The sequence below is a fragment of the Streptococcus sp. 3109 genome, from assembly GCF_013276905.1.
GTDB lineage: Bacteria > Bacillota > Bacilli > Lactobacillales > Streptococcaceae > Streptococcus.
In genome coordinates this window covers 1-1,978 of sequence record NZ_VMLY01000032.1, presented here as the reverse complement: position 1 = coordinate 1,978, position 1,978 = coordinate 1, and the positions used below count along the sequence as shown (strand labels likewise).

General features: G+C 40.7%; 3 protein-coding genes and 1 pseudogene. All 4 read left to right on the top strand.

What is annotated here, in order from left to right; translation table 11 throughout:
- Window positions 1-255, top strand: a 255-nt coding sequence (locus tag HT698_RS10070; protein ID WP_173220129.1) for a DUF4231 domain-containing protein, incomplete at its 5' end; no start/stop codon positions are given.
- 12 nt (window positions 256-267) lie between these two features.
- Window positions 268-876, top strand: a complete 609-nt coding sequence (locus HT698_RS10065) for a hypothetical protein (RefSeq protein ID WP_173220132.1) — start codon at window positions 268-270, stop codon at window positions 874-876.
- Complete coding sequence (locus tag HT698_RS10060) at window positions 869-1,279, top strand: hypothetical protein (protein ID WP_023936458.1); 411 nt, start codon at window positions 869-871, stop codon at window positions 1,277-1,279. Before HT698_RS10065 ends, HT698_RS10060 begins: the two co-directional genes overlap by 8 nt.
- Before the next feature lie 10 nt (window positions 1,280-1,289).
- Window positions 1,290-1,978, top strand: a pseudogene (ply, locus tag HT698_RS10055) (cholesterol-dependent cytolysin pneumolysin); the annotation flags it as partial.

Here is a 1,978-nt window from a genome sequence, read left to right as displayed (position 1 = left end):
TTGCTGTGTGAGGGGATTCTCAATTTGTATAATGCCAAGGAACACTGGATTTCTTACCAAAAGACTGCGCAACTCCTGGAGAGAGAAAAATTCCTCTATCAATGCCAAACGGAGAAATATGCAGGAAAAACCAAGGCTTTTGCTCTATTTGTCAAGACATGCGAAGGTCTTATCTCAGAGGAAATCAACCAGTGGGAAAGTATCCAGTCAAAAGAAGTGGCAGCTAGTGCAGATGCTCCAGAGAAAAAAGAGTAGGAGGTGGAGGAAATGTACCAATCCAGCTACCTATTGCCCTTGCTCTGGTTAAAAAAAGAAGCCGATAAGGAAAAGATGAGCGCGACTCAGTGCCAGATATTTTTCTTTTACTATCAAATGTTTGAACTCTTATTTGCTAGAGAAAGCGACTTGAGAGACTTATGTCTGGGAAGGCAAGGTTTTTATTTCTCGCAGTTAGAGAAAGATTTGCTTTCTGGAGTTTCCCACTTTCTAAAAAACTTGGAGGGAAAAGGGACTCTCAAGGCTAATCAAGAAGTATCAGCTCGTAAAGCCCTTTTTCTAGCCTTGACAACTAGCCAGTCAGATTGGCAAGAGTTAGCTCCTGTTTTTGATTTTTATCAGGCTGTAGGGAGACTTGAACATCCTTCTCTCTTGAGTTCTCAGGACAGACAAGATCTGATGTGGATTTACCAGTCAGCTTTGGAGAAGGATTATAGTGTCAAGGTAATTGGCGACAAGCATTTTGTATTGAAGAGACAAGATGCTACTAAATTGACAGGGCGCCAAACTCAAACTTTGGAAGCACTGAGTCAATCAGAAGACTTGGTCAATCCTGTCTATGTTACATTAGGAGAAAAGGGGGTACTCTTGCTTGATTAAGAGAGGAGATGTTGTGGCTCTTTATTTGCCTTTTCCGACTATTAGTAGCGATTTGGCTGTGAAGAATCATATGTATATTTGTATTGACAACAGTATGACTAAAAACAAAGAGTTAGTTAAAAATCAGACCTTCAAACCAGCCCTCTTGACCAGACGTTTGGTCAAGAACTTTATGATAGAAGAGCCGGATCTAGCTCGTAATCCTTTTACAAGACCAACCTTGATTGACTTAGATAAGGTATTTATGTTAGATAATACGGTCATTCCGACTTCTTATCTAGCCAGACGGCGACGCAATGTCTCAGAAGAATTATACGAGGAAGTTTTGGATCACTTAGTCCAACCACGGCTGATTTCATTGAACAAGTCTGAGTTTATGCAACTCAATCCAGGAACTTATTAGGAGGTAGAAGATGACAAATAAAGCAGTAAATGACTTTATACTAGCTATGGATTACGATAAAAAGAAACTCTTGACCCATCAGGGAGAGAGTATTGAAAATCGTTTCATCAAAGAGGGGAATCAGCTGCCCGATGAGTTTGTTGTTATCGAAAGAAAGAAGCGGAGCCTGTCGACAAATACAAGTGATATTTCTGTGACAGCTACCAACGACAGTCGTCTCTATCCTGGAGCACTTCTCGTAGTGGATGAGACCTTGTTGGAGAATAATCCCACTCTTCTTGCGGTTGATCGTGCTCCGATGACTTATAGTATTGATTTGCCTGGTTTGGCAAGTAGTGATAGCTTTCTCAAAGTAGAAGATCCCAGCAATTCAAGTGTTCGCGGAGCGGTAAACGATTTGTTGGCTAAGTGGCATCAAGATTATGGTCAGGTCAATAATGTCCCAGCTAGAATGCAGTATGAAAAAATCACGGCTCACAGCATGGAACAACTCAAGGTCAAGTTTGGTTCTGACTTTGAAAAGACAGGGAATTCTCTTGATATTGATTTTAACTCTGTCCATTCGGGCGAAAAGCAGATTCAGATTGTTAATTTTAAGCAGATTTATTATACAGTCAGCGTAGATGCTGTTAAAAATCCAGGAGATGTGTTTCAAGATACTGTAACGGTAGAGGATTTGAGGCAGAGAGGAATTTCTGC

Excerpts from the sequence above, each read along its gene's own strand:
- HT698_RS10065 (WP_173220132.1), top strand. The coding sequence starts at position 268 with ATGTACCAATCCAGCTACCTATTGCCCTTGCTCTGGTTAAAAAAAGAA.